Source organism: Pantoea sp. CCBC3-3-1, from assembly GCF_007981265.1.
Lineage (GTDB): Bacteria > Pseudomonadota > Gammaproteobacteria > Enterobacterales > Enterobacteriaceae > Erwinia.
On the sequence record NZ_CP034363.1, the window covers coordinates 3,220,557 to 3,247,002 of the forward strand.

Below are 26,446 nucleotides of genomic sequence, written 5' to 3' on the forward strand. Positions count from 1 at the left end.
TCAAAACGGCAGATTTACCTAAACCACCTCTTTGGCCCGTCCGGTTCTTCCGGGCGGGCTTTTCTTTGATTTATCGATTCATCCACGAGCCGCTTTTTCTTCCCCTCTGCGGATATGCTATAACTGAAGCACTTTTCGTTCAGGGCAGTTTTGACAGGAAAATAACATGGATACACATTCACTGACGCTGATTATCCTTAACGGCAAGGGCGCGGGTAACGAAGCGCTGCGCGAGGCCATCCTGAAGCTGCGCGAAGAAGGCCTGCCGATTGAAGTGCGTGTCACCTGGGAACAAGGGGATGGCGAGCGCTTTGTGCAGGAGGCCGTGACGCTGGGTGCTGCAACGGTGGTGGCCGGCGGTGGCGACGGCACCGTCAATGAAATCGCCACCTCGCTGGCGGGCGTAGCTGAAAAACAGCGTCCGGTATTGGGTATTATCCCGCTGGGAACCGCTAACGATTTTGCGACCAGCGCAGGCATTCCGGAAGAGATGGAAAATGCGCTGCGTCTGGCTATCGTTGGTAAAGCCACGCCGGTTGACCTGGCACGGGTCAATCAGGATCGCTATTTCATTAATATGGCGACGGGCGGCTTCGGCACGCGGATTACCACGGAAACACCGGAAAGGCTGAAATCGGCGCTGGGCGGTGTTTCCTACTTTATTCATGGCCTGATGCGCATGGATACCCTGAAAGCAGACACCTGTACGCTTAGCGGCCCCGGCTTCAACTGGCAGGGCGATGCGTTGGTGATTGGGATCGGTAATGGACGTCAGGCAGGCGGTGGACAACGTCTGTGTCCGGCCGCGTTGATTAACGATGGCATGCTGGAATTGAGTATCGTCACGTCAAAAGAGATCTTACCTACGCTGTTTAATTCAGTTATTGGCGGAGACGACGAAAATCCCAATATCATTCGTGCTTCACTGCCCTGGCTGGAAATTGATGCGCCAAACGAAATGACCTTTAATCTGGATGGCGAGCCGCTAACCGGCACGTCATTCCGTATTGAGATTCTGCCGGCTGCCCTTTCCTGCCGCCTGCCGCCCTCCTGCGAACTGCTGGCATAGCGCTGTGAGCCACATCGAGTGGCTCTCTTCTTTTCTCCGCTGCGCACCAATAAAAGGACGTTAGAAATGTGATCCTCCATGCAGACGGCTTGCCAATCAGCTTGTATGGTAGTAGGTCTTTATAACTTACTGGCTTATTCAAGGATTGATTATGACCAACACCAGAGCAATCGCTTCAGCCGAGACAAACGATTCCACTTCGGTTATAAGACGTGTCGCCAGCGCATCCGCAATCGGTACCGCCGCCGAATATTATGACTTTTTTGCCTACGGTACGGCAGCAGTACTTTTTTTTGGCCCGCTTTTTTTTCCTTCCAGCGATCCACTTATCGGCACGCTGGCGGCCTTTGCTACCTACGCCGTCGGCTTCTTTGCACGGCCGCTGGGCGGCATCGTTTTTGGCCATATTGGCGATAAAGTCGGCCGCAAAAAAGCCCTTGTTATCACTATCCTGATGGTTGGCCTGGGCACATTCTGCATTGGGCTGTTACCAACCTATGAAAAAATTGGCTTCTGGGCGCCCACGCTGCTGGTGATTATCCGCATAATCCAGGGGTTTGGCGTCGGCGGTGAACAGGCAGGCGCTGTTCTGATGACCGCTGAATATGCTGAGCCTCGTCGTCGTGGCTATTTTGCCAGCTGGGTGCAGATAGGCGCACCGGTCGGATTTTTACTGCCTCTGGCGCTGTTCGCCGCCTTAACGGCGCTGCTGTCGAAAGAAGAAATGGTGGACTGGGGCTGGCGCATCCCGTTTTTACTTAGCGCGCTGCTGGTTATCGTCGGCATGTTTATCCGCCTGCGTATTGATGAATCACCAGTTTTCGCCCAAATCCGTGAAACCAAAGCAGCCGAGTCGCGTCCGGTAATGGAAGTAATACGCAACTATCCCAAAATTATTGTTTATGGCGTGGCGGCCAAGCTGATTGAAGCCTGCTCGTTTGGCCTTTTCACGGTCATCATTCTGGCATGGGGAAAAGTCAATCAGCTCAGCGATACCCTGATGATGCAAACGATGATTGTCGCGGTGATTCTGGAAATTATGGCGATTCCGTTGATGGGCAAACTCTCCGACCGGATTGGCCGGAAGCCGGTCTATATGACAGGTGCTCTCCTGCTTACCCTCAGCATTTTTCCTTTCTTTATCGCGATGAGCCAGAACATCTACTGGATCTCGCAGCTGGCCATGATCGTCGTGCTGACGCTGGGTCACAGTATGTGTTATGCGCCGCAAGCTTCCTGGTTCCCGGAACTTTTCCCTACTCATATTCGTTGCAGCGGTATTGCGCTGATCTGGCAAACCGGTTCGTTGATTGGCGGCGGCGTGCTGGGCCTGACGGCCGTTAAGATCCTCCAGATGTCCGGCGGTCACTATTATGGCCTGGCCGCTTATGTCGTCATTCTTGGGTTGGTTTCGCTGTACGGCATTTCTCATCTGCCAGAAACCGCACCGGTGAAACGGGGCAAAGAGCTCCATAGCTGGCACAAGTCTTAAATTTTGAAAGCCGAAGCGATCGCAATTGTGATCGTTATCGGATATTCGACGACGCTAACTTGTATGGTAGTACGTTAGTGCGTATTTTTTATCCATTGTCGCAACTCAGGGTCTTGATAATGAAAATTGTTAAAGCGGAAGTCTTTGTTACCTGTCCAGGCAGGAATTTTGTCACTGTTAAAATCACCACCGACGAAGGCCTTACCGGTATTGGCGACGCGACGTTAAATGGCCGTGAGCTACCGGTGGCTTCTTATCTGAAAGATCATGTTTGCCCACAGCTGATTGGCCGTAACGCACACCAAATCGAGGATATCTGGCAGTATTTTTATAAAGGTGCCTACTGGCGTCGTGGCCCGGTAACCATGTCCGCTATCTCGGCTGTCGATCAGGCACTGTGGGATATCAAAGGTAAGGCCGCCAATATGCCGCTTTACCAGCTGCTGGGCGGTGCCTCGCGTACTGGCGTAATGGTCTATTGCCATACAACCGGGCACAGCATTGATGAAGTGATGGACGATTACGCGAAGCATAAAGAGATGGGTTTTAAAGCCATCCGTGCGCAGTGTGGCGTTCCCGGAATGAAAACCACCTACGGCATGGCGAAAGGCAAAGGCCTGGCTTATGAGCCCGCCACCAAGGGTGACTGGCCGGAAGAGCAGCTGTGGTCGACCGAAAAGTATCTCGATTTTACACCAAAACTGTTTGAGGCAATCCGTGCCAAATATGGCTTTAACGAACATTTGCTGCACGACATGCATCATCGCTTAACACCCATTGAAGCGGCGCGCTTTGGCAAAAGCGTTGAGGACTCGCGTCTGTTCTGGATGGAGGATCCAACGCCTGCCGAAAACCAGGAAAGTTTCCGTCTGATCCGTCAGCACACCGTTACGCCAATTGCGGTGGGCGAAGTCTTTAACAGCATCTGGGACTGTAAGCAGCTGATTGAAGAGCAGCTCATCGACTATATCCGCACCACTATTACCCATGCTGGTGGCATTACCGGTATGCGTCGTATCGCCGATTTCGCCTCGCTGTATCAGGTACGTACCGGTTCGCATGGCCCGTCCGATCTTTCGCCAGTTTGTATGGCTGCTGCGCTGCATTTCGATCTCTGGGTGCCCAACTTTGGCGTGCAGGAATACATGGGCTATTCCGAGCAGATGATGGAGGTGTTCAGGCATAGCTGGACCTTTGAAGATGGCTATATGCATCCGGGTGACAAACCGGGCCTTGGCATTGAGTTCGACGAGAAGCTGGCAGCGAAATATCCCTATGAGCCCGCTTATCTGCCGGTCGCTCGTTTAGAAGATGGCACCTTGTGGAACTGGTAAGGAGAGCACCATGAAAAGCGTTGTTATCGCTAAACCCGGCGAAATGATCGTGGAAGATCGTCCCCTGCCTGAGCCAGCCGCGGGCGAAGTCAGGGTCAAGGTCAACTATGCCAGCATCTGTGGTTCTGATGTACATATCTGGCACGGTCACAATCCCTTCGCACGCTATCCACGGGTGATTGGCCATGAGTTTTTTGGTGTCATCGATGCGACAGGCGAAGGCGTTGATGCCTCACGCACAGGGGAACGAGTGGCGGTCGATCCGGTCGTCAGCTGCGGTCACTGCTACCCCTGTTCTGTTGGCCGGCCAAACGTTTGTCGCGAATTACAGGTTATTGGCGTTCACCGCGACGGCGGCTTCAGTGAGTACGCGGTTGTCCCAGCCTCAAACGCTTATGTGCTGCCGCAAAGTATTCCTGACAAGCTGGCAAGTCTGGTAGAGCCTTTTACTATTGCCGCTAATATCTGCGCCTTTCTTAAACCGCAGCCCAACGATGTCGCCCTGATTTTTGGCGCCGGCCCGATGGGATTAACCGCAATTCAGGCACTGAAAGGCGTGTTTAACGTCCGTAAAGTGATCGTAGCCGATCGGCTGCCTGAAAGGCTACAGATGGCGCTGGAGAATGGCGCTGATGTCGTGCTGGATAACAGTGAAATCCCGCTGGCTGCACAGCTGGAAGGGGAGCAACCGACGTTGATTATTGATGCCGCCTGTCATCCTTCGATTCTGTCAGAAGCCGTTGCGCTGGCTTCACCGGCAGCGCGTATTGGCCTGCTCGGCTTTTCCGGCGAACCCTGCACGGTGACGCAACAAAGCCTGACCAGTAAAGAGCTGTCGCTGTTTACTTCACGTCTGAACAGCCATCGTTTTCCTGAAGTCATTAGCTGGATGGAACAGCAAAAAATCCAGCCTGAAAAATTGGTTACTCACTATCTGCCGTTAAGTGACATTGAAGCGGCCATGACCCTTTTCGAAAAAGATCCGCGCAGCTGCTGCAAGGTAATCTTAACGTTCAGCTGACGGGCACCAGGCTTACCGTACTAAGTCGTATTCGGTCTGGGAGCAGGTTCAGGCTCCCGGTATCAGGACTCTGCCGCGGAAAGAGAATCTATAAATTAGAAAAAACCAGGGTACTCCTATGTTTAAAAATCTCCGCTGGACCATCGTTCTGCTGCTTTTTCTGGTGTACATGATCAACTATCTGGATCGTGTCGCGCTTTCGCTGACCGTGCCGATGATCGAAAAAGATCTGCTGCTCAATGCCGAGCAGTTTGGTCTGATCTTCGGCAGCTTCTTCTTCGGTTATGCCATCTTTAATTTTATCGGCGGCCTGGCTACCGATAAATTCGGCCCCACGCTGGTACTGGGCGTGGCAGTAGGAATGTGGTCACTGTTCTGCGGCTTTACTGCACTGGCGACTGGCTTCTGGTCGATGCTAATCCTGCGCATATTGTTCGGCATGGCAGAAGGCCCGATCTGCGCCTCCGCCAACAAAGCGATTAATGGCTGGTTTCCCAAAAAACAGGCAGCCACGGCGATGGGCTTTCTCAGCGCAGGTTCACCGCTGGGGGGCGCAGTCGCCGGCCCGATTATCGGCTATCTTGCGCTCGCCTTTGGCTGGCGTCCGGCCTTCGTCATCATCTGCTCGATTGGGATTGTCTGGATGGTAATTTGGTTTTTTATTGCCGCTGATAATCCATTGAAAAGCCGTCGCGTCAGCGCAGAAGAGCAGGCGCTGATTACCCGCCTGAAAGAAGAACAGACTACGCCGGATGAGGAACTGGCACAGGCCGCTCATGGCCTTGGTTATTATCTGCGTCAGCCGATTATCCTCGTTACCGCTTTCGCCTTCTTTTGCTATAACTACATTCTGTTTTTCTTCCTCAGCTGGTTCCCGGCCTATCTGGTTCAGGCCCATAGCCTGGATATTAAATCAATGAGTATGACCACCGTGATCCCCTGGGTGGTCGGCTTTGTCGGGTTGGCGCTGGGCGGCTGGATCTCCGACAAAATTTTCAACATCACCGGTAAGCTCCTGCTTTCACGAAAAATTGTGTTAGTCGTCTCTCTCTTCGCCGCAGCCTTGTGCGTGGCCCTTGCCGGTTCGGTTAAGGGCGTTTACCCCGCCGTGATCCTGATGTCGGTCTCAATCTTTTTCCTCTACATCACCGGGGCGATTTACTGGGCGATTATCCAGGATGTGGTGCATAAAAGCCGCGTCGGCGGCATTAGCGGCTTTATCCATCTTATCGGTAGCCTCTCCGGCATTGTCGGCCCGGTCGTAACCGGTTACATCGTGCATCACACCGGTAAATTCGACAGCGCTTTTATTCTGGCGGGCGTCGTTGCGGCGCTGGGTGCCGTGCTGGTTCTGCTGGTGATCAAAAGCCCAAAAAGTACGAAAACGCCGGTTTCAGTTTAGTTGCTGTGGGTACGCACTGGCGTACCCTGTTGATTAAGGAGTATGTATGCTGTCCGTTGAAACATTACCCGCAGGGACTTTGATCCCCCATTACGACCGCAGCGCCTTACGCACGCGCATCGTGCATATAGGTTTTGGTGCCTTTCATCGCGCTCATCAGGCGGTATGCACGGATATTCTGGCCGCCGAGCATAACAGCGACTGGGGTTACTGCGAGTGCGGCATTACCCTGAACAATAACGGCGAGCTGTTCAATGCATTGCGTCAACAGGACCTGCTTTATAGCGTGACGGAAAAAGCCGATGACGGCCTGCACACCCGCGTAGTGGGTGTAGTAACACAGGCGCTATATCGTAACTGCGACGGTATCGAAAAAATTATTAGCGCGATGTGTCAGCCTGACGTCGCGATCGTGTCCATGACGGTGACAGAAAAAGGCTACTGCTATCAGCCTGCAACCGGCCAGCTGAATCTTGACCATCCGGCCATCGTACACGACCTGGCGCACCCTGAAGATCCGCAATCTCTGCCGGGGATTATTCTGGCAGCGATTAAGCGCCGTCGCGACGCCAGCCTTCCACCTTTTAGCGTGATGTCCTGTGACAACATGCCTGAAAATGGTCACGTTACCCGCAACGTCGTGGTACAGCTGGCAGAGCAGCAGGATCGCCAGCTTGCTGATTATATCCGACAGAATATTACCTTCCCGTCGACCATGGTCGACCGCATTGTGCCAGCCATGACGGCCGAAGCTTTTCAGTCTTTAAGTCATAAACTGGGCTGTGCCGATCCGGTGGGCGTTGAATGCGAACCTTTTTTCCAGTGGGTCATCGAGGATAAATTTGTTAGCGGTCGTCCGGCGTGGGAAAAAGCCGGCGCCGAACTGGTAGCCGATGTCCTGCCTTATGAAGAGATGAAGCTGCGTATGCTGAACGGCAGTCATTCTCTGCTGGCTTATACCGGCTATCTGGCGGGTTACGAGACCATCAGCGAGTGCATGGACGATGCTGATTACCAGCTGGCCGCGCGCAAACTCATGCTTGATGAGCAGGCGCCAACGCTGAGAACGACCGGCGTTGATTTGGTTGCCTATGCCGACTCCCTGATTGCACGCTATAAAAACCGGGCGATTAAACATCGGACTTATCAGATCGCGACAGATGGCACGCAAAAATTACCGCAGCGCTGGCTCGACAGCATTCGCTGGCATCTTCGCAACGGCAGTCGTTTTGAACTGCTGGCGCTGTGCGTTGCCAGCTGGATACGTTTCGTAAAGGGCGTTGATGAACAGGGAAAAGCATTTGTTATCAACGATCCATTACGGTCTGAGCTGGCGCGATTAACCCAAAGCAGCGCGGAAGGTGAACCACGTGTTACCGCTCTGCTTTCGCTGAAAGAAGTCTTTGGCGAAGACCTGCCGGACAACTCGCTATTCCGGGATCGCGTTACGCATTACTACCAGCTGTTATTGCTTTCAGGTGCAAAAGCTGCGGTTCGTCAGGCGATCCGCGCCGGGTAATGGTTTCATGGCAAAAGGGCTGGCGCTGGTGCATCAGGCTGATTAGACTGATCTTCCCAGCGTCAGCTTTTATGACGCCTTATCGGAATGAAATTACCGAATGTCAATGACCTACACCATCACCGCCAGCGAACCCGTTAATCAGCAGATTTATCGTTTTCTGCGCCAGGATATTGTCACCTGTGCCATCCCTCCCGGATCGTTGCTGTCAGAAAAAGAAGTGTCGAGCCGTTTTGACGTTTCCCGTCAGCCGGTGCGTGAAGCCTTTATTAAACTGGCCGAAGCTGGACTGGTACAGATCCTGCCGCAGCGCGGTACCTTTGTGCGTCGCATCTCTGCCCAGCGGGTCGCCGATGGCCGTTTTATCCGCGAAGCGGTTGAAGTCGCGGTTGTACGCAGGGCGGCACTGGAAGCCACACCGGAAGCCCTGGCTTTGCTGGAGCATAATTTACAGCTACAGAAAATGTCGGCGGAACGTCAGAACAGCCAGGCATTTTTGCTGCTGGATGATGAGTTCCACCGTCTGATTGCGCAAAGCATTAACTGTGAGCTTGCCTGGGAGACGGTGGAAAATATCAAGGCCACCATGGATCGGGTGCGCTTTCTGACGTTGAGTAAAGTCTCGCCGCCAGAAAGCCTGATTGCGCAGCACAATGAAATCTATCAGGCGCTGCTGGCAAAAAACGCCGATGCCGCCGAACAGGCTCTGCGTCGCCATCTTCAGGAGATGATTTTTTCCATCACGCCTATTGCCGAGCAAAACAGCGAATGGTTTGAACAGCCCTGATATCAGGTCGGAAGCGCTGGCCATCTTTCTGTCGGATAGAGTGCCAGACGGATGTTGAATAAGTAGAACAGCGGGCGAAACAGCGCCGGTTCACAGCGGCTGGCGGCTTCGGTTTGCAGCAGCAGTCCATTTAGCGCCTCCAGCAATGACTGGGGCGGTTCACGCGAAATATTCTTCAACCGTTTCTTAAAATACTGATTAATTTCAAACATCAGCACATTGGTTTCCAGCGAATATTCTTTGAGGATCGCCTGATGGCGGCCGTAGAAATCATAGCAGTTAACGCCCAGCCAGATTTCAGTGATCAGATTTCCGCCCAGCGCCACGTTTGCCATGGGATCGATTTTGTTACGTGGCAAAATAATATTAATTTTATCAATCTGGCTCGCCACAAATTGCTGGCGGGATAGCAGCGTCGCGGCGTTAAGGTTTATTTCGCTGATAAACTGAAGCAGTTCTTTAATACCTTTTCGCAACACGCGCCGGGCAGTCCAGGCCGGTCTTTTATTACGGATGACCGAGGTAATCACCACAGCCAGCACAATCCCCACTACGGTTGAAATTGCCGCGTTGATAATCGATAACAAATCGGGTTTAAGGTGATGCGCCATGCCGATAAAACCAGGGATTTGCGTGGCAATAATCAACCCAATAAAATTGGTCGCCGGATTAGCAATAACCAATCCAAGGGCGAACAGCCCCGGCGCAAGGCAAATAATCAATGATTCATAGGTCGTGGTGCCCGGAATAATAATCCCGACGTACAGCACGCTGATAACGATGGCAATGACCACGCCTTTTAAGAAGACCTTCATTGAAGCAACGGGGCTGTCCAGAGCCGCGAAAAACGAGCAGACCACGGCGGCCATCATCGGTGCCGTTGAACCATCTTTCCAGCCCGTGCCAATCCAGAACAGGCAACCCAGCATCGTTGCGGCAAAAGCGGTAAAGCAGGATAAAAGCATTAACCCTTTGTCGGCATGTTTTTTAATCAGCTTTTGCCCGCCGCGCTGTTTTTTACTGCTGATCAAGCTAACCCGCTCCCTGGCGCCAAAATAACTTTCCGCTACCCGGACAAAATTAAGCAGTCGCTCAAGCAGCCCAACAAGCAACAGCCCCTCTTCCGCGTTCATGTCGCCATGATAGTAGCGCCTTTCGATCTCATCCTGCGCCGCAGCAAGGTCCGCCTGTATTGCCTGTGCGTTACCGCTCTGCTCCGGACTGTTGAGCCAGACAAGAAAATGGTTGAACGCTTCAGCGACAAAATCCGGCAGGCGGATATCCTGTTCGGCCAGTAAACTCAGGCGCTTCTCAATGGCGGTCAGCGTGGGGATGAGATAAGAAAGGTGCTGATATTGGGCGCCCACCAGGCGAATGAGCTTTCGGGCAGCGTCGCCTTCGTAAACACAATGGGTAATCAGCGATTCAACGGTGGCAGGATAACTGGCCATCTGAACCAGAATATGCTCTCTTTCCGGCGAAGGGTTTTTTGCCTCAACGGTCAGCAGCTCGTTACAAAGTTTTTTGGCGCTGTCGAACCAGTGATTGACGCTATTTTCCAGCAGGCTGCGCATTCGCACCGGGAAAACCAGCATATGCACCAGCGCGCTACAAATAATGGCAACGGTAATCTCTTCTATACGCGAAATGACCGTGTAGGTAATAGAAAGCGGCGTAGTAACATCCGCAAAGCCCATAATGGCCGCACTGTATCCTGCCAGCATAAAGACATAGCTTTTCGGCGTGCGATCGTGCAGCGAAAGGTATAAACAACAGGCAACCCACAGCGAAACGCTGAAGCTGAACAGGATCGGCGTGGTAACGGTAACCGGATAGATGAGAAAAATAAAAATCCCGCCCAGCACGGTGCCAAGCAGACGAAACAGCGCTTTTGACAGCGTCGAAGCAGAATAGAGCTGCGAGATAACATAGACTGAAACCATCGCCCACGCTGGCTTATCAAGATTTAGCACCAGCGCAATATATAAAGCTAAAAATGCCGCGATGCCGGTTTTCAGGGCAAACAGCAGGGCATTTTTTGACAACCATTTCATGAACAACAGCTCGCGACGAATTAAAAGGCTATTTTATCCCGAGCGGAAAAAGATTAGCGCCCTTCTGCTGGCTGAAGTTGTAACAAAATTACTGAAAAAGCAGGAAATTCAGGGGCGCATCCGGCCCCTGAATCATCAGTCAGGCGATGGTGACATCTTTCGCCAGATAGACATCCTGCACGGCGTTAATCAGCGCCACGCCCTCTTTCATCGATTTTTTAAAGGCTTTACGGCCGAGAATCAGCCCCATTCCCCCCGCGCGTTTATTAATGACCGCGGTGCGCACGGATTCCGCGGTGTCGGTTTCGCCAGCCGAAGCGCCGCCAGAGTTAATCAGCCCTGCGCGTCCCATATAGCAGTTCGCCAGCTGGTAACGCACCAGATCGATGGGGTTATCGCTGGTCAGCTTGCTGTAAACCCGCTCATCGGTAGAGCCAAATTTCAGGGCATTATAACCGCCGTTATTTTCCGCCAGTTTTTGTTTAACGATATCGGCACCGATAGTGGCAGCCAGATGATTGGCCTGGCCGGTTAAATCGGCGCTGGCATGATAATCCACGCCATCTTTTTTGAAGCCATTGTTGCGCAGATAAGCCCAAAGCACGGTGACCATCCCCAGCTCGTGCGCCCGCTCAAAAGCATGTGAGATATCTTCCAGCTGGCGGCGGGACTGCTCAGAGCCAAAGTAGATAGTTGCGCCAACCGCCACGGCTCCCATATTGAAAGCCTGTTCAACACTGGCGTACAGCGTCTGGTCGTACTGCGTGGGATAGCTCAACGTTTCGTTATGATTCAGTTTCACCAGAAAGGGAATACGGTGTGCATAGCGGCGTGAAACCGAAGCCAGCACGCCGTAGGTTGAGGCGACACAGTTACAACCCGCTTCAATGGCCAGTTCGACGATGTTTTTGGGATCGAAATAGAGCGGATTCGCGGCAAAAGAGGCCCCGGCAGAATGCTCCACGCCCTGATCCACAGGCAGAATGGAAAGGTAGCCCGTGCCCGCCAGGCGACCGGTGTTATACAGCGTTTGCATATTACGCAACACGGTTGGTGAACGGTCGTTATCGACCATCACCCGGTCAACATAATCCGCACCCGGCAGATAAAGGCTGTCTGCGGGGATGGTCATGCAGCGATGTTGCAAAAGAGAGTCTGCTTCTTTGCCCAGTAACTGTACGATGTCCGTCATGTAAACTCCTGTTGGTGTATGAGAGCAAACGCCCCCGGCTGAAATGCCTGACCCCCAACAGCGTGGACCCGCAACCGCGCTTAAGGCAAATTGCTGACTCCATTTTTCAGAACCTTCCCCATAAAGTTTTTTGCCAGATGCGCTACCACCAGCGATAAAAATGGTGCACCGGCCCAAAACCTGCGCCCACTTCCAGCGTATCCGCCTGTTCCAGCGCGACCTGAAGCCACTGTTTGGCTTCGCGGACGGTTGTTATCCAGTCCTGATGACGCGGGCGTAGCGCCGCCAGGGCAGAAGAGAGCGTACAGCCGGTACCATGCGTATTTTTTGTCGGCACGCGCAGAGCGGTGAAACGCTGCTCCAGTTGAGGCGTGAACAGCCAGTCAGGGCTTTCTTCATCGCTCAGGTGGCCGCCTTTCATTAATACCGCCTGACAGCCCATTTCCAGCAGTGCCCTGCCCTGCTGCCGCATCTCGTCTTCATCACGGGCAATTGCACAGCCCAGCAATGCAGCCGCTTCGGGCAGATTGGGCGTAATCAGCGAAGCCTGAGGTAAAAGACGCTCCCGCAGCGTCTTTACTGCGCGCTCCGACAACAGCGGATCGCCGCTTTTGGCCAGCATAACGGTATCCAGTACCAGCCAGGGAATCTCAGCCCATTGCAACCCCTGCGCGACCACCTCAACAATATCGGAGTCATGCAGCATGCCGATTTTAACGCTGTCGATTCGTACATCACTCAGCACAGAGGAAAGCTGCGCTGCAACGAAATCCGCATCGACAGGAAAGACGGATTGCACGCCGCACGTATTTTGCGCTACCAGTGCGGTAATCACGCTGGTGCCGTAAGCACCCAGCGCTGAAAAAGTTTTGAGATCGGCCTGAATGCCTGCCCCACCGCTGGGATCGGTGCCGGCAATTGTCAGCGCGTTGATTCGTTTCATGCCATCGCCTCCGGATGTAAACGAGACAATTCATCAAGAAACAACGGCACGAAGGTGCCTGGCCCGCCCGCTGTGGCAGCAGCCTTTTCTCCGGCCAGGCTCATCAAACGGCAAGCGCTGGCGGTATGAACCAGCCTGTCACCTGGCAGCGCGGTAAAACCGGCAACCACCGCTGAGAGCGCGCAGCCCGTTCCTACCACCCGCGTCATTAATGCCGAGCCGCCTGGCACGGCCAGAATGCGGAGCCCATCGGTAATGAAATCGATCTCGCCCGTCACCGCAATCACCGCCCCGGTTGATTTAGCCAGCAGCGTGGCCGCCTCCAGCGCGGCAGAGGAGTCGTGGAGGCTATCCACACCTCGCCCGGAAACCGTCTGACGAGCCAGCGCCATAATTTCCGAAGCATTGCCACGAACGGCGGCCGGACGGTATTCCAGCAGCTGCTGGCAGAAGTCACTACGGAAAGTTAAGGCGCCCACTGCCACCGGATCCAGCGTCCAGGGACGCCCGGCTTTTACGGCGCTTTTAACGGCGGTAAGCATCGCCTCACTGCGCGCCGCTGTTAACGTTCCGACGTTGATCAGTACGGCATCCGCAATAGCGCTGAACTCCCGGGCTTCAGAGGGTTCGATAACCATGGCAGGAGAAGCGCCAAGCGCCAGCAAAACGTTGGCGGTAAAGGATTGCACCACATCGTTGGTCAGGCAGTGGATCAGCGGTGAAGCCTGGTGAAAAAGATTTAAAGAAGGCGCAGCCATCGCTGCCGTAAAGCGAGAAGGTTGGATCAAAATAAGACTCCCAACCGGCGTACAAGAAGGCGATGCGGTTGGGCATCTGACTTCCCTCCGCTGGCATTATCCAGTTCAGGTTCAACGGGTTTTTCTCAGCCCTTTCTTTGGAAAGAAACGGCACCCCGAGTCATAGTGCAAGCTTTGCAGCATAAGGAAGCGGCTGGATTAACGCAAGTTTTACCTCATCCTGCCGTTTCGCCTAAGAAACAGCTGAAGCTATTACAAGAAGAACACATGAATCTCACAAATAAAATAGTCGACCTGTCAATATAAATATATTTGCAACCTGCCTAACATTAACTGGAAGCATTAATCATAAAACTAAACTAACGCGCCAGTTTAATACTTATTAAATCGGCACAAAAGGTGGCTTTAAAAAAATCACATGGCAAACTTAATCAGTAATAAGATAATTCTTATTGCTGTACGCACCAAAGATATTTGCAACATGCCGATTACAAAGGGAATTAAATGAAGCTTAAGTTTCTTGCTATTTTTTGCTGCAATTTCTTTGCCGCCACGTCCGTTCTTGCTGGCGTGATGCGGGAAGATGTCGCCGTTCAGGAATACCGCGACTTTGCTGAAAACCTTGGGAAATATGCGGTTGGCAGAGAAAATATTGAAGTTTTTAAAACCGACGGCACTTCTGCAGGCATACTTGATTATCCGATGCCTGATTTTGGTGCTGTTGTCTCCGGCGGCTACGCTACGCTTTTCTCTGCCTCTTACCTTGCCAGCGTACAGCATAATACCGGTTATAAAACCGTTGATTTTGGCAATAACGCCAAATACAAAACGATCTATAAATTGATTAATCGCAATGAATATGACGTGCGCGATTTTCATCTGCCTCGTTTAAATAAGGTTGTCACTGAAGCTGCCGCCATCCCTTCCGTGGTTGGCACGGAATTACGCGAAAATCCAGATCGCTATACCTGGTACGCCCGGGTGGGCGCGGGTACGCAATTTCAGGTTGATGCCGAAACACAAGAGCTGGTGCAACTGGCGGGCGCTTACAGCTGGAAAACCGGCGGTACCATGACCAATCCCACTTTCGAAAACTGGCGCCTGCGGTGGTACAACTACAGCCCGGATGATCCCAACGTGCAGCCGTTGGACAGTGCCAGCCGGGGCGGCGACAGCGGCAGCCCAATGCTGGTTTATGATAATGTCGATAAAGTCTGGAAACTGGCAGGCGTATTAACCAGCGGTGGTAACGACGGGCCTTATAATCTGCGTTCATATATTTTATTTGTGCAGGATGCTTTTGTTGAGCAAGTGATGGCGGCCAATGTCGATCCCGATATTACTGATAGCAGCGCCGAGGGCATTATTAACTGGGATCCAAATGCCATTACCCAAGGGGCTAAAAGCTGGCTGTGGCATGGCACTGATAAAACGCTGCCCACCGATGCCACTAACGAAGAATTAGATGCCACGAAAGATCTCCGTTTTAACGGCGAAGGCGGCACTCTGGTTTTAAACCAGGCGGTTAATCATGGCGCTGCCAAACTTCAGTTTTCCAATAATTATCAGGTTAAATCGGCAGAGGGCCAGAATAACAGCTGGGTCGGCGGTGGTATCGAAGTTGATGCAGACAAGACCGTACTCTGGCAGGTAAATGGCCTTGCTGGCGATGTGCTGCATAAAATCGGTGACGGCACGCTGCATATTAATGCGACAGGCGCAAACAGCGGTGGATTAAACGTGGGTGCCGGGACCGTTATCCTCGATCAGCAGGCCGATGCAAACGGCTTAAAGCAGGCCTTTTCTACCCTGACGCTGGTTAGCGGTCGTCCGGTGGTGGTGCTGGCGGATAAAGATCAGATTAACACCAAAAATATTCAGTTTGGCTATCGCGGCGGGACGCTGGATATTAACGGCAACGGCTTAACTTTTGCAGAAATTAACCATAACGATAATGGTGCAAAAATTGTTAACCGCAACCTGGATAAAACCGGCGTCGTCACGCTGTATGGCAATGGTTTCAACTTTCCTGGACATATCGGCGAACAGAATAGCGGCAAACTAAATCTTTCCTATTACGCATCAGACAGCGCTTACCGTGCAACACTGTCCGGTGGGGCCGATGTGGAAACGCTGGCGGTGAAGCGCGGTGAGCTGATTTTGTCAGGCCAGCAAACGCTGCATGCCGGTAACGTATTCTACAGCGACGACTGGAGCGAGCAGTCTTACCTGACAAACAAGACTAATGTGCTCTCGGGTGCAGCATTAACGGTGAGCGATCATGCCATTTTAGACGGGACGATCTCTGTCGCAGACAATGCCAGCCTGACTCTTTATGCCCATACTCTGCTTTCAGGTAGCCTGACGCTGGCAGGAACGGACAGCGTGCTGACGGCGGATATTACCGAACGTGAAAGCAGCGTAGAAGGTCTGTCATCCATGATTACGGCAGATATTAGCGGCAACGGTAAGTTGGTAAAAAGCGGTGAAGGTGTCTTACTCGCTGAAGGGGATATTACCACCGCTGGGGATATCGAATTAGAAGCAGGCACGTTGGCGCTAAATGGCAATGTGGCCCCTTCTGTCAATATGGCAAGCGGTACCGTGCTGGCGGGTAGCGGAACGCTACAGACGGTAAATGCAAGCCAGGGATCAACCCTCTATCCTGGCGCTTTATATGCCGAAACGGCGAATTACTCGACGCTGAGTCTGGCTAATCTGAATACCAGCGGTACGGTGAATCTGGCACTGAACAGCGCTTTCAATCGCAATGCGACCGACAAGTTGCTGATTGCCGGAGACATCAACGATGGCGACTCTGTTATGGTTAGCATTAACAGTCTGAGTAGCTGGACGGACAGTGACAGCAACGCCAACGGCACGGCCGATAATACGGAAGGCGTATCGATTATTCAGGTTGGCGGAAATTCGTCAAAAGATCGTTTCAAACTGGCGGGTGACTATGTTGCCAGCGGCGCATGGGCTTATGGCCTGTATGCATTTGCTCCGGGAAGCGCGGCGGAAAGCGAGCGCGAAGTCAGCGGTAGCGGCAGTCAATATTGGGATTATCGCCTGCAAAACGTTCTGTTATCCGAAGGCAGCAATAGCGAGCCGGAAGCGCCTGCGGAAGAAACCCCGATCGTCACGCCAGAAGCACCAGCCGAAGAAGCGCCAATCGTCACGCCGGAAGCGCCTGCCGAAGAAACGCCAATCGTCACGCCAGAAGCACCAGCCGAAGAAACGCCGATCGTGACGCCGGAAGCGCCTGCGGAAGAAGCGCCAATCGTCACGCCGGAAGCGCCTCCGGAAGAAGCGCCAATCGTCACGCCGGAAGCGTCTGCGGAAGAAACCCCAGCCGCAACGCCGGAAGCGCCTGCCGAAGAAACGCCAGTCGTCACGCCGGAAGCGCCTGCCGAAGAAACGCCAATCGTAACGCCAGAAGCACCTGTGGAAGAAACCCCGATCGTGACGCCGGAAGCACCTGCCGAAGAAACCCCGATCGTGACGCCGGAAGCGCCTGCGGAAGAAACCCCAGCCGCAACGCCAGAAGCACCAGCCGAAGAAACCCCGGCCGCAACGCCTGCGGAAAAGGAACCGCCTCAGCCTGCAAAACCGACGCGACGCGCGGTGACGCCGCAGGTTCCGGCTTATATTTCCCTGCCCTCCGCGCTGTTCCGGGCAGAAGAACAGCTGGCCATGTTATTCAAAGAGAGCGCGCTGGATAGCGCGAAAGAAGGCCACTCTCGCTTTTTCCTGTTCGGCTACCGCGGTGATGATAATTACCAATCGGGCAACAGTTTTATGCAGTATGGCTACAACTATAAAAGCCAGTACAAAGGCTGGATGATGGGCACAACGCTGGCGGCCTGGCATAACGATCGGCAGTCGCTGAATGTAAGCGGCGCATGGTCAAAAGGCGATCTGAGCTTTAAGCCTTCCGCCGCAGATGGCGTCAGCCAGGGTAACGTTGACAGCAATGCGCTGAACCTGATGCTCTCCTGGCACTATGAGGACTATTATCTTAACCTGCTGTCCGGCTATGGCTGGTCCAAAGGCACTATTTCGACCCGTTTGCGCGGCACCGCAGCATCACCCAACGTTAAGCAATTTTTTGGTGAGGCAGAAGCCGGTAAATATATTCAATCAGGCGCGCACAGGTTTCGGCCTTATGCTGGCTATCGTCAGCAGCAGATGCGGATAGCCAACTTTACCGATGTCGATCGGGCTCAGGTTAGCTATCAGCAACAGCGACGTGAAGCCTGGATTGGCGGGCTGGCTTACGACTACACCCTACCCGCAGGAAAATTAGGCACGCTGCGCCTGGGTACGGACGTGAACCTTGCAGTCAGGCCAAATAATCAGGGTAAAGTGGTGATAGGCAACGGGCAGAGCAGTAAGGACTTCCACACCGGAAACGGCGGAAACAGCCTGAATATCAAGACCGAAGGCCGGCTGGAGATAAACAAAGATATCGCCCTGACAACGCAGGTGCGCCATCAGCGTAAGCTGCAACAGGAAGGTGCTAACGACTGGCTGTTTGCCGGCGGTATCAACATCAGTTTCTAGCCTAAAACCCCACCCGCTCCCCGTTCCATCGGGTAGCGGGTTTCCCTTTCCCCCGGAAATCCCCGATGTTCCCCTCTGAAAGTTTTTGCTAAAGTTCCTCCGATCCCCTGAAAAAAGCCCGACCACAGAACAACGAGAAGCAACATGACAAGACCGCTTAACGAGCAGTACGGTATTAGCGTTGCCGCCCTGCAAATGCTGAATTATTTACAGCAAATCGCCCGTGGCGATCGCTCGTTCACCATTCGTGATACCACACTTAACAACCGCTGCAACGTTACGCCGCCGGATAACTTCACCCTGCTCGATCAGCTGTTTGAAGCCGGAAAAATTGATTATGAATACCGTGGCACCGGCATTGAAGGCGAACGCCATGTGAAACCTGTTTGGGGATCAAGATGATTGTTATCCGCGCCTTCACCGAAGCCGATCGTCCGTTTTTACGCACGCTATTTCTGGCGGCCCGAAAGGCAAACTGGCACTGGCTCGATGGCGAAGAGTGGCGGCTGGAGGACTTTGACCGCGTCACGCTTGGCGAACGGATTCTGGTAGCTGAAGAAGAAGGACACCGTAAAGGATTCGCTGCTTTGCTGCCTGCCGACAACTTTCTGCACAGTCTGTTTGTCGATCCAGCCTGTCAGGGCCAGGGCATCGGCAGTGCTTTACTTCAGGCTGTACAACGCAGTTTCACCTCAACCGGCGCGTTAAAATGCCTGAAAGCTAACGCCCATGCTCTCGCTTTTTATCAGCGGCACGGCTGGAAAAGAGTGGGCAGCGGCGAGGGCGAACAGGGAGAATATCTGTTACTGCACTATGTGCTTTGACGGCGTAAAGCGGCTGGACATAACAGCCCGGCGTTCACCGGGCTGCACGATTACACTGCGCGGAAGGAAATGTCGCCAGGAATGACTTCGCCTTCCCAGTAAAGCTGTGCGGCAACAAGGCCTGCCAGCTGACGATAGAGGTAGGTGAATTCGCTGTCAGGGCGGCGAATGACGGTGGGCTGTCCATCGTCCAAATCTTCGCGCAGGGTAATGTGTAGCGGAAGCTGGCTAAGCAAACGAGTTTGATACTGTTCCGCCAGCCGTTGTGCCCCGCCGCTGCCAAAAATCGGTTCGTGATGGCCGCAGTTGCTGCAAATATGCATGCTCATGTTTTCAACTATACCCAATACCGGCACGTTGACCTTTTCAAACATCACGATCCCTTTTCGTGCATCGATGAGCGCAATATCCTGCGGCGTAGTGACAACGACAGCCCCGGTCACCGGCACGTTCTGCGCCAGCGTCAGCTGGATATCACCGGTGCCCGGCGGCATATCCAGTACCAGGTAATCCAGCTCGGGCCAGAGCGTTTCGTTAAGCAGCTGCATCAGCGCTTTGCTGGCCATCGGCCCGCGCCACACCATGGCGTTATCGTCCGTCACCAGATAACCAATCGAGTTGGTTGCCAGGCCATGGGCCATGATCGGAGCCATATGCGTGCCGTCGGGCGAGGTTGGCCGCTCATCGGTAGTGCCGAGCATATCGGGTACGGACGGGCCATAGATATCCGCGTCCAGCAGCCCGACCTTCGCACCTTCGGCAGCCAGCGCCAGCGCCAGGTTAACGGCGGTGCTGGATTTCCCTACCCCCCCTTTGCCAGAACTGACGGCGATAATGTTTTTGACGCCGTTAACGCCCGCCTGGTTTTTTACCCGCTTCAGCGTGGCGATATCGTGGTTCAAACGCCAGCTGATGGCCGTAGCGCCGGTCAGACGCAGTAGTTCAGCGCTCGCGCTCTCTTTCAACGCCTCAAACCCACTGTGCCAGGCAAAAGGCATGGCAAGATCGATATGCAGCGTATTATCCAGCATCGCGCAGTGATGCAATGCTTTCAGCGCGGTCAGATTCTTTTTCAGCGTCGGATGTTCAAATGCGGTCAAAACGCCCATCACCATGGCGCGCAGCGCTTCCGGTGAGTGCTGACTCTGGGATTGAGAGGTCATCCCGGCTCCTTTTTTTGATTAGGTTTTACCTGAGAGCATATCAGATGTGACTCAACGTGTTGAGAAAGGCTAAATATCGGTGCGGGCCGCGCGGGATGGTTTACGCAGGGAGGGCCTTTCGGGTAACATCGTAACCCCTATTTTAATCAGGTATAGCAAGTCTCACTATGACTCAAGTCGCGAAAAAAATATTGGTAACGTGCGCACTCCCGTACGCCAACGGTTCTATCCATCTCGGCCACATGCTCGAGCATATCCAGGCAGATATTTGGGTCCGTTACCAGCGAATGCGCGGCAACCAGGTTTACTTCATCTGTGCGGACGATGCGCACGGTACGCCAATCATGCTGAAAGCTCAGCAGATGGGTATTGCTCCCGAGCAGATGATTGCCGAAATGAGTCAGGAGCATCAGACTGATTTTGCTGGCTTTAACATCAGCTATGACAACTACCACTCAACGCACAGCGACGAAAACCGCGAGCTGTCCGAGCTGATCTATACCCGTCTGAAAGAAAACGGCTTTATTAAAAACCGCACTATTTCTCAGCTCTACGATCCGGAAAAAGGCATGTTCCTGCCGGACCGTTTCGTCAAAGGCACCTGTCCGAAGTGTAAAGCCCCGGACCAGTACGGTGACAACTGCGAAGTGTGCAGCGCAACTTACAGCCCGACCGAGCTGATCGATCCGAAGTCCGTGGTGTCCGGCGCTACGCCGGTAATGCGTGATTCCGAGCACTTCTTCTTCGATCTGCCAGAATTCAGCGCCATGTTGCAAGCCTGGACGCGTTCAGGCGCGTTGCAGGAGCAGGTTGCGAATAAAATGCAGGAATGGTTCGAGTCTGGCCTGCAACAGTGGGATATCTCCCGCGATGCGCCGTACTTTGGCTTTGAAATTCCTGGCGCGCCGGGCAAATATTTCTACGTCTGGCTGGATGCGCCTATTGGCTATATGGGCTCGTTCAAGAACCTGTGCGACAAGCGCGGCGACATCGACTTTGACGCCTTCTGGCAGAAAGATTCCGATGCCGATCTTTACCACTTTATCGGTAAAGATATCGTGTACTTCCACAGCCTGTTCTGGCCGGCCATGCTGGAAGGCAGTAACTTCCGTAAGCCAACTAACCTGTTCGTTCATGGTTACGTCACCGTCAACGGCGCGAAGATGTCAAAATCGCGCGGCACCTTTATCAAGGCCAGCACCTGGCTTAACCATCTGGATGCCGACAGCCTGCGCTATTACTACGCGGCCAAGCTCTCTTCACGCATCGACGATATTGACCTGAACCTGGAAGATTTTGTTCAGCGTGTGAATGCCGATATCGTTAACAAAGTGGTTAACCTGGCGTCGCGTAATGCGGGCTTTATCAACAAACGTTTTGACGGCAAGCTTTCTGCTGAACTGGCCGATCCGGCACTGTATCAGACCTTTATCGATGCGCAGGTTAGCATTGCAGAAGCCTGGAACAGCCGCGAATTCAGCCGTGCGATCCGTGAAATCATGGCGATGGCCGATGTTGCCAACCGCTACGTTGACGAGCAGGCACCTTGGGTAGTCGCGAAACAGGAAGGCCGCGATGCCGACCTGCAGGCAATCTGCTCAATGGGTATCAACATGTTCCGCGTGCTGATGACCTGGCTGGCACCGGTTATGCCATCGCTAACCGAACGTGCCGAAGCGTTCCTCAATCAGCAGCTGAGTTGGGAAGGTACTGAGCAGCCGCTGCTGGACCACACTATTTCAGCCTTTAAAGCGCTGTACAGCCGTGTGGAAATGGACAAGGTCAATGCGCTGATCGAAGCCTCGAAAGAAGATGCCGCGGCGGCCAACAAACCGGCGCTGACCGGGCCGCTGGCTGATGATCCCATCGCGGACACCATCACCTTTGATGACTTTGCCAAAGTGGACATGCGTATTGCGCTCATCCAGAACGCCGAGTTTGTGGAAGGCTCCGATAAGCTGCTGCGTTTAACGCTGGACATCGGCGGCGAAACCCGCAATATCTTCTCCGGCATCCGTACGGCCTATCCCGATCCTTCCGTGCTGGTCGGCCGCCTGACGATGATGGTCGCTAACCTGGCGCCGCGTAAAATGCGTTTTGGCATCTCTGAAGGTATGGTGATGGCCGCGGGTCCTGGCGGTAAGGATATCTTCCTGCTTTCGCCTGACAGCGGTGCCCAGCCTGGTATGCAGGTTAAATAACCTCAGGGTTCACAGCACGGGCAGTCGCCCGTGCTCATATGTTTGCCTGAACGCTGTTATCCTTCTAAGGATAGGTTCGGAAAAACAGGAGATTTTCATGCGCACCGCGCTGTCTGCTCTCTGGCGTTACCTTCGCGCCTTCGTCATTATCTATCTTTGCCTGTATGCCGGAAACGCGCTTGCCGCCCTTTTGCCCGTCACCATTCCCGGCAGCATTATCGGCATGTTAATTCTGTTTGCCCTGCTGGCCACTCAGATCCTTCCCGCTGACTGGGTAAAGCCCGGCAGTCATCTGTTGATTCGCTATATGGCGCTGCTGTTTGTGCCCATCAGCGTCGGCGTGATGAGCTACACCGATATTCTCAGCGCGCAGTTCGGCCCGATTGTGGTTTCCTGCGTGGTAAGCACCTTTATCGTTCTGCTGACGGTGGGCCTGGTTTCTCACCGGCTGCACGGCAGGCCTGTTCAACCCGGAGCCGGTAATGAGTGATATCTGGTGGTCGTTACCGCTTACCCTGCTGGTGTTTTTTGCCGCCCGCAGGCTGGCCGCAAAAGTAAAAATCTCGCTGGTTAATCCTCTGCTGGTTTCAATGGCGGTGATTATTCCACTGCTGCTGCTGATTCAGATGCCCTATGCGCGCTACTTCCAGGGAAGTTCATTACTTAATCAGCTGCTGCAACCGGCGGTAGTTGCGCTGGCGCTGCCGCTGTATGAGCAGATGCATCAGATCCGCGCTCGCTGGAAATCAATTATCGGCGTCTGCTTTATCGGCAGCGTAACGGCCATGATCTCAGGGACGGCAATCGCCTTATGGATGGGGGCTACGCCGCAAATCGCCGCCACGCTGATGCCAAAATCGGTGACCACGCCCATCGCGATGGCCGTCTCCGCTACGCTCGGCGGTATTCCTGCCATCAGCGCTATTTGCGTGCTGATTGCTGGCGTACTGGGTGCGGTATTTGGTCATATGCTGCTGAACATGTTTAAGATCTACAACAAGGCTTCGCGCGGCCTGGCGATTGGCAACGCTTCACACGCATTAGGGACGGCTCGCTGCGCCGAGCTGGATTATCAGGAGGGGGCCTACAGCTCGCTGGCGCTGGTCATTTGCGGGATTATTACCTCGTTGCTGGCGCCTTTCCTGTTTCCGCTGCTGATGCATCTGTGGGGGTAAAACTTGCGATAAGTCGCGCATTTCTCTGCTTTATTTCATAAGTTGCAATATTAATGTGATTATAATCACATACAATACCCTGCCGGGCCGCCAGAATGGGCGGCCGACCTTGTAAGAGATGCCCGATATGCACCCACGATTTCAACCCGCCTTTGCCACGCTGTCATCCTCTTTTCAGGCCGTGCTCCAGCCAATATTAGCCGCTGACGATTTTCCGGCGTATTTAACCCCGGCGCAGATGGCGGAGATCGAAGCCCAAACGGGCCTGGACCGCCAGGCGATAAGTTTTGCGCTGCTGCCGCTTGCCGCTGCCTGCGCTGTCGCCCCGCTTTCTAAATTCAACGTCGGTGCGCTGGCGCTGGGTCAAAGCGGTCATCTCTATTTCGGTGCCAATATGGAGTTTTCTGGCGCCACCATGCAGCAGACGGTACATGCTGAACAGAGCGCAATCGCCCATGCCTGGCTGCGCGGTGAAAAGGCGCTGGAAGCCGTCACCGTGAACTACACGCCGTGCGGACATTGCCGCCAGTTTATGAATGAGCTTAACAGCGGTACGTCGCTGCGCATCTACCTTCCGGGACGCGAGCCTGCCACGCTGGGCGATTATCTCCCTGATGCTTTTGGCCCGCGCGATTTGGCTATTGAAACGCTGCTTTTGGATGACGTTGATCATGGTCTGACTGTAAAAGGCGACCCGCTTTGCCAGGCCGCCTTACAGGCTGCGAACCGCAGCCACGCGCCTTACTCGCAGGCGTTGAGCGGCGTGGCCTTACAGATGGCTGACGACAAAATTTTCGCGGGTAGTTATGCGGAGAACGCCGCGTTTAATCCCAGCCTGCCGCCGCTACAGGCCGCGCTGATCATGCTGAATTTATCCGGTTATGATGTGCTACAGATCCAGCGTGCGGTGCTGGCTGAAGCGCCAGATGCCCGCTTAATTCAGCGTCAGGCGACATTTGCTACGTTGCAGGCATTGGGCTGCGCGAATTTCACTACGGTTCCGCTGAGATAAGTTTCTCCCGGAAACTTTTCCCTGCCGTAACGGGCACGTAAACTGCAGCAAAGCGATAGCTTTTGTTATCAGCTGTTAACAAAAGCTGTACTTTCAGATGAATTATTTTAGGATTGGCGCACAACATTACGATCCGAATGAGTATTTTTTCATGGAACTCGAACACGAAAGTAAACGCCCCCTTTATATCCCTTATGCTGGCCCGATTTTGCTGGAATTCCCGCTGCTGAATAAAGGCAGCGCCTTCTCCGTCGAGGAGCGCAACGATTTCAACCTGAACGGCCTGCTGCCTGAAACGGTAGAGACCATAGATGAACAGGCCCAGCGCGCCTGGCGCCAGTTCCAGGATTTCAAGAACGCCAACGACAAGCACGTTTATCTGCGCAACATTCAGGATACCAACGAGACGCTGTTCTACCGTCTGCTGGATAGTCATCTGGAAGAGATGATGCCAATTATCTATACCCCGACGGTTGGCGCGGCTTGTGAGCACTTCTCCGAAATCTATCGCCGTGCGCGCGGGCTGTTCATCTCTTACCCGAATCGCGGCAGCATTGAAGATATGCTGCAAAATGCTACCAAGCAAAACGTTAAGGTGATTGTTGTCACCGACGGCGAACGCATTCTGGGCCTGGGCGACCAGGGCATCGGCGGCATGGGCATTCCAATTGGTAAACTGTCGCTCTATACCGCCTGTGGCGGCATCAGCCCGGCTTATACGCTGCCTGTTGTGCTGGATGTCGGCACCAATAATCAGCAGCTGCTGAACGACCCGCTCTATATGGGCTGGCGTCACCCGCGCATCACCGGCGAAGAATACGATAATTTCGTTAATGAGTTTATCCAGGCCGTGAAAAGCCGCTGGCCGAACGTGCTGTTGCAGTTTGAAGACTTCGCGCAGAAAAATGCGATGCCGCTGCTTGAGCGCTACCGTGACGAAGTGTGCTGCTTCAATGATGATATTCAGGGAACGGCTTCCGTGACGCTGGGTACGCTGATTGCCGCCAGTCGCGCTGCCGGCAGCAAAATGAGCGAGCAGAAAGTCGTCTTCCTCGGTGCGGGTTCTGCGGGCTGCGGTATTGCCGAGCAGATTATCGCCCAGATGAAATCCGAAGGCCTGAGCGATGAAGAAGCCCGCGCCCGCGTCTTTATGGTCGATCGTTTTGGTCTGCTCACCGATAAGCAGCCGAACCTGCTCAACTTCCAGAGTAAGCTGGTGCAGAAAAGCGAGCAGCTGGCGGAGTGGGATTCCAGTTCCGACTCGCTGTCGCTGCTGGACGTGGTGCGCAACGCGCATCCTGACATTCTGATTGGTGTTTCCGGCCAGCCGGGGCTGTTCAGCGAAGAGATCATCCGTGAAATGCACAAGCATTGCGCACGCCCTATCGTGATGCCGCTGTCCAACCCGACCTCACGCGTTGAAGCTACGCCACAGGATATTTTGGCCTGGACTGACGGCGCGGCGCTGGTGGCAACAGGTAGCCCGTTCGCGCCCGTGACCTGGAAAGATAAAACCTTCCCTATCGCCCAGTGCAACAACTCTTATATCTTCCCTGGCATCGGTCTGGGCGTTATCGCCTCTGGCGCTACTCGCGTCACCGACAGTATGCTGATGGCAGCAAGCCGTGCGCTTGCCGACTGTTCACCGCTGGTGAATGACGGCACCGGCCCGGTTCTGCCTGAAGTGAAAGATATTCAGGGCGTATCAAAAGTGATTGCCATGGCGGTCGGCAAAGCTGCACAGCTGGCCGGCGTGGCCGTCGTGAGTTCGGAAGATGTGCTTTCCAGAGCGATAGCTGCCAACTTCTGGCTACCGCAATATCGTAACTACCGTCGGACCTCGATCTGACCATCATTGCCGGGTGCTCTGCGCGCCCGGCAAAAACACCGCTTTCACCCGGCGCATTGTGCGAAAAGCCGCCATCTGGCAAGCT

At 53.9% G+C, this 26,446-nt stretch carries 20 protein-coding genes and 1 riboswitch; of the genes, 15 read left to right on the forward strand and 5 right to left on the reverse strand.

Annotation, left to right across the window (positions count from 1 at the left end):
• Positions 1 to 166: 166 nt before the first annotated feature.
• From yegS to EHV07_RS15180, 7 genes are all read left to right on the forward strand, one after another.
• On the forward strand, positions 167 to 1,069 hold the full coding sequence (gene yegS / locus EHV07_RS15150) for a lipid kinase YegS (RefSeq protein ID WP_147198839.1): 903 nt from the start codon (positions 167 to 169) through the stop codon (positions 1,067 to 1,069).
• Positions 1,070 to 1,220: 151 nt separating this feature from the next.
• Positions 1,221 to 2,561 carry an MFS transporter gene (locus tag EHV07_RS15155; protein ID WP_147198840.1) on the forward strand — a complete coding sequence of 447 codons (1,341 nt, stop codon included), beginning with the start codon at positions 1,221 to 1,223 and terminating at the stop codon, positions 2,559 to 2,561.
• Between the two features lie 119 nt (positions 2,562 to 2,680).
• Complete coding sequence (gene manD, locus EHV07_RS15160; RefSeq protein ID WP_147198841.1) at positions 2,681 to 3,895, forward strand: D-mannonate dehydratase ManD; 1,215 nt, start codon at positions 2,681 to 2,683, stop codon at positions 3,893 to 3,895.
• Between the two features lie 10 nt (positions 3,896 to 3,905).
• Positions 3,906 to 4,916 (forward strand): Zn-dependent oxidoreductase, encoded by a 1,011-nt coding sequence (locus EHV07_RS15165; RefSeq protein ID WP_147198842.1) that lies wholly within the window; start codon positions 3,906 to 3,908, stop codon positions 4,914 to 4,916.
• Between the two features lie 118 nt (positions 4,917 to 5,034).
• Positions 5,035 to 6,318 (forward strand): MFS transporter, encoded by a 1,284-nt coding sequence (locus tag EHV07_RS15170; RefSeq protein ID WP_147198843.1) that lies wholly within the window; start codon positions 5,035 to 5,037, stop codon positions 6,316 to 6,318.
• A gap of 46 nt (positions 6,319 to 6,364) precedes the next feature.
• Positions 6,365 to 7,837, forward strand: coding sequence for a mannitol dehydrogenase family protein (locus EHV07_RS15175; RefSeq protein ID WP_147198844.1), 1,473 nt, complete (start codon positions 6,365 to 6,367; stop codon positions 7,835 to 7,837).
• A 100-nt stretch (positions 7,838 to 7,937) separates the two neighbouring features.
• Positions 7,938 to 8,624, forward strand: coding sequence for a GntR family transcriptional regulator (locus EHV07_RS15180; protein ID WP_147198845.1), 687 nt, complete (start codon positions 7,938 to 7,940; stop codon positions 8,622 to 8,624).
• Between the two features lie 2 nt (positions 8,625 to 8,626).
• On the opposite strand, the gene EHV07_RS15185 is transcribed toward EHV07_RS15180, so the two are convergent.
• The 4 genes from EHV07_RS15185 to thiM form a co-directional block, all read right to left on the reverse strand.
• Positions 8,627 to 10,678 (reverse strand): FUSC family protein, encoded by a 2,052-nt coding sequence (locus EHV07_RS15185; protein WP_147198846.1) that lies wholly within the window; start codon positions 10,676 to 10,678, stop codon positions 8,627 to 8,629.
• 139 nt (positions 10,679 to 10,817) lie between these two features.
• Positions 10,818 to 11,870 (reverse strand): class I fructose-bisphosphate aldolase, encoded by a 1,053-nt coding sequence (gene fbaB, locus EHV07_RS15190; protein WP_147198847.1) that lies wholly within the window; start codon positions 11,868 to 11,870, stop codon positions 10,818 to 10,820.
• A gap of 142 nt (positions 11,871 to 12,012) precedes the next feature.
• Entirely contained in the window at positions 12,013 to 12,813 is an 801-nt protein-coding gene (gene thiD, locus EHV07_RS15195; RefSeq protein WP_147198848.1) for a bifunctional hydroxymethylpyrimidine kinase/phosphomethylpyrimidine kinase, read from the reverse strand.
• On the reverse strand, positions 12,810 to 13,601 hold the full coding sequence (gene thiM, locus EHV07_RS15200; protein ID WP_371419644.1) for a hydroxyethylthiazole kinase: 792 nt from the start codon (positions 13,599 to 13,601) through the stop codon (positions 12,810 to 12,812). The genes thiD and thiM overlap by 4 nt, the downstream gene beginning before the upstream one ends.
• A 35-nt stretch (positions 13,602 to 13,636) precedes the next feature.
• A riboswitch (TPP riboswitch) is annotated at positions 13,637 to 13,739 on the reverse strand.
• Positions 13,740 to 14,075: 336 nt separating this feature from the next.
• Between thiM and EHV07_RS25090 the strand changes: the two genes are divergently transcribed.
• The 3 genes from EHV07_RS25090 to EHV07_RS15215 all read left to right on the forward strand — a co-directional run bounded on the left by EHV07_RS25090 (position 14,076) and on the right by EHV07_RS15215 (position 18,961).
• Positions 14,076 to 18,137: a S6 family peptidase gene (locus EHV07_RS25090; RefSeq protein ID WP_147198849.1), complete on the forward strand. Its 4,062-nt coding sequence runs from the start codon at positions 14,076 to 14,078 to the stop codon at positions 18,135 to 18,137.
• A gap of 144 nt (positions 18,138 to 18,281) precedes the next feature.
• Positions 18,282 to 18,539 carry a hypothetical protein gene (locus EHV07_RS15210; RefSeq protein ID WP_147198850.1) on the forward strand — a complete coding sequence of 86 codons (258 nt, stop codon included), beginning with the start codon at positions 18,282 to 18,284 and terminating at the stop codon, positions 18,537 to 18,539.
• Positions 18,539 to 18,961, forward strand: a complete 423-nt coding sequence (locus tag EHV07_RS15215; protein WP_147200644.1) for a GNAT family N-acetyltransferase — start codon at positions 18,539 to 18,541, stop codon at positions 18,959 to 18,961. Before EHV07_RS15210 ends, EHV07_RS15215 begins: the two co-directional genes overlap by 1 nt.
• A gap of 50 nt (positions 18,962 to 19,011) precedes the next feature.
• On the opposite strand, the gene apbC is transcribed toward EHV07_RS15215, so the two are convergent.
• Positions 19,012 to 20,124, reverse strand: a complete 1,113-nt coding sequence (apbC, locus tag EHV07_RS15220; RefSeq protein ID WP_147198851.1) for an iron-sulfur cluster carrier protein ApbC — start codon at positions 20,122 to 20,124, stop codon at positions 19,012 to 19,014.
• Between the two features lie 167 nt (positions 20,125 to 20,291).
• Here apbC and metG point away from each other — a divergent pair, with 167 nt between their 5' ends.
• The 5 genes from metG (at position 20,292) to EHV07_RS15245 (ending at position 26,361) form a co-directional block, all read left to right on the forward strand.
• Complete coding sequence (gene metG, locus EHV07_RS15225; RefSeq protein ID WP_147198852.1) at positions 20,292 to 22,325, forward strand: methionine--tRNA ligase; 2,034 nt, start codon at positions 20,292 to 20,294, stop codon at positions 22,323 to 22,325.
• Positions 22,326 to 22,422: 97 nt separating this feature from the next.
• Positions 22,423 to 22,815, forward strand: coding sequence for a CidA/LrgA family protein (locus EHV07_RS15230; RefSeq protein ID WP_147198853.1), 393 nt, complete (start codon positions 22,423 to 22,425; stop codon positions 22,813 to 22,815).
• Complete coding sequence (locus EHV07_RS15235) at positions 22,808 to 23,500, forward strand: CidB/LrgB family autolysis modulator (protein ID WP_147198854.1); 693 nt, start codon at positions 22,808 to 22,810, stop codon at positions 23,498 to 23,500. The genes EHV07_RS15230 and EHV07_RS15235 overlap by 8 nt, the downstream gene beginning before the upstream one ends.
• 127 nt (positions 23,501 to 23,627) lie before the next feature.
• Positions 23,628 to 24,512, forward strand: coding sequence for a cytidine deaminase (cdd, locus tag EHV07_RS15240; RefSeq protein WP_147198855.1), 885 nt, complete (start codon positions 23,628 to 23,630; stop codon positions 24,510 to 24,512).
• Between the two features lie 151 nt (positions 24,513 to 24,663).
• Entirely contained in the window at positions 24,664 to 26,361 is a 1,698-nt protein-coding gene (locus tag EHV07_RS15245; protein ID WP_147198856.1) for an NAD-dependent malic enzyme, read from the forward strand.
• The last annotated feature ends 85 nt before the right edge of the window (positions 26,362 to 26,446 follow it).

What these genes read in the sequence shown, in the direction of transcription:
- yegS (WP_147198839.1), top strand. Translation starts at nt 167, where the DNA reads ATGGATACACATTCACTGACGCTGATTATCCTTAACGGCAAGGGCGCG.
- EHV07_RS15155 (WP_147198840.1), top strand. Translation starts at nt 1,221, where the DNA reads ATGACCAACACCAGAGCAATCGCTTCAGCCGAGACAAACGATTCCACT.
- manD (WP_147198841.1), top strand. Translation starts at nt 2,681, where the DNA reads ATGAAAATTGTTAAAGCGGAAGTCTTTGTTACCTGTCCAGGCAGGAAT.
- EHV07_RS15165 (WP_147198842.1), top strand. Translation starts at nt 3,906, where the DNA reads ATGAAAAGCGTTGTTATCGCTAAACCCGGCGAAATGATCGTGGAAGAT.
- EHV07_RS15170 (WP_147198843.1), top strand. Translation starts at nt 5,035, where the DNA reads ATGTTTAAAAATCTCCGCTGGACCATCGTTCTGCTGCTTTTTCTGGTG.
- EHV07_RS15175 (WP_147198844.1), top strand. Translation starts at nt 6,365, where the DNA reads ATGCTGTCCGTTGAAACATTACCCGCAGGGACTTTGATCCCCCATTAC.
- EHV07_RS15180 (WP_147198845.1), top strand. Translation starts at nt 7,938, where the DNA reads ATGTCAATGACCTACACCATCACCGCCAGCGAACCCGTTAATCAGCAG.
- EHV07_RS15185 (WP_147198846.1), bottom strand. Translation starts at nt 10,678, where the DNA reads ATGAAATGGTTGTCAAAAAATGCCCTGCTGTTTGCCCTGAAAACCGGC.
- fbaB (WP_147198847.1), bottom strand. Translation starts at nt 11,870, where the DNA reads ATGACGGACATCGTACAGTTACTGGGCAAAGAAGCAGACTCTCTTTTG.
- thiD (WP_147198848.1), bottom strand. Translation starts at nt 12,813, where the DNA reads ATGAAACGAATCAACGCGCTGACAATTGCCGGCACCGATCCCAGCGGT.
- EHV07_RS25090 (WP_147198849.1), top strand. Translation starts at nt 14,076, where the DNA reads ATGAAGCTTAAGTTTCTTGCTATTTTTTGCTGCAATTTCTTTGCCGCC.
- EHV07_RS15210 (WP_147198850.1), top strand. Translation starts at nt 18,282, where the DNA reads ATGACAAGACCGCTTAACGAGCAGTACGGTATTAGCGTTGCCGCCCTG.
- apbC (WP_147198851.1), bottom strand. Translation starts at nt 20,124, where the DNA reads ATGACCTCTCAATCCCAGAGTCAGCACTCACCGGAAGCGCTGCGCGCC.
- metG (WP_147198852.1), top strand. Translation starts at nt 20,292, where the DNA reads ATGACTCAAGTCGCGAAAAAAATATTGGTAACGTGCGCACTCCCGTAC.
- EHV07_RS15230 (WP_147198853.1), top strand. Translation starts at nt 22,423, where the DNA reads ATGCGCACCGCGCTGTCTGCTCTCTGGCGTTACCTTCGCGCCTTCGTC.
- EHV07_RS15235 (WP_147198854.1), top strand. Translation starts at nt 22,808, where the DNA reads ATGAGTGATATCTGGTGGTCGTTACCGCTTACCCTGCTGGTGTTTTTT.
- cdd (WP_147198855.1), top strand. Translation starts at nt 23,628, where the DNA reads ATGCACCCACGATTTCAACCCGCCTTTGCCACGCTGTCATCCTCTTTT.
- EHV07_RS15245 (WP_147198856.1), top strand. Translation starts at nt 24,664, where the DNA reads ATGGAACTCGAACACGAAAGTAAACGCCCCCTTTATATCCCTTATGCT.